The organism is Bradyrhizobium sp. Leo170, assembly GCF_004296405.1.
GTDB lineage: Bacteria > Pseudomonadota > Alphaproteobacteria > Rhizobiales > Xanthobacteraceae > Bradyrhizobium.
The window spans coordinates 1-269 of record NZ_PSRR01000949.1 but is presented as its reverse complement, the minus strand read 5'-3'; the positions used below and the strand labels follow the sequence as shown (position 1 = coordinate 269).

General features: G+C 59.1%; 1 protein-coding gene. It reads left to right on the top strand.

Features of this window, described 5'->3' with window-relative positions; all coding sequences use genetic code 11:
- The coding region (locus CWO89_RS45470; RefSeq protein WP_130584500.1) for a transposase domain-containing protein at positions 1-250 on the top strand (250 nt) is incomplete at its 5' end.
- Between the last annotated feature and the right edge of the window lie 19 nt (positions 251-269).

Genomic DNA, 269 nt, shown 5'->3' with positions numbered 1-269 from the left:
GAACCCCGTCGAGAACGCCATCCGGCCAGTCTGCCTGACCAGAAAAAATGCGCTCTTCGCCGGTCATGAGGTCGGGGCTGAAAATTGGGCCTTGCTTGCGTCGATCGTCGCCACCTGCAAGCTCAGCGACGTCAACCCGGCCGCCTACATCGCCGAAACACTCGAGGCGATCATCGACGGCCATCCCCATAACAGAATCGAAGACCTCATGCCGTGGCGGTTCCGCAAAACGTCAAGCCAGTGTCAATAGGGTTGCGGCTAAGCGCTTA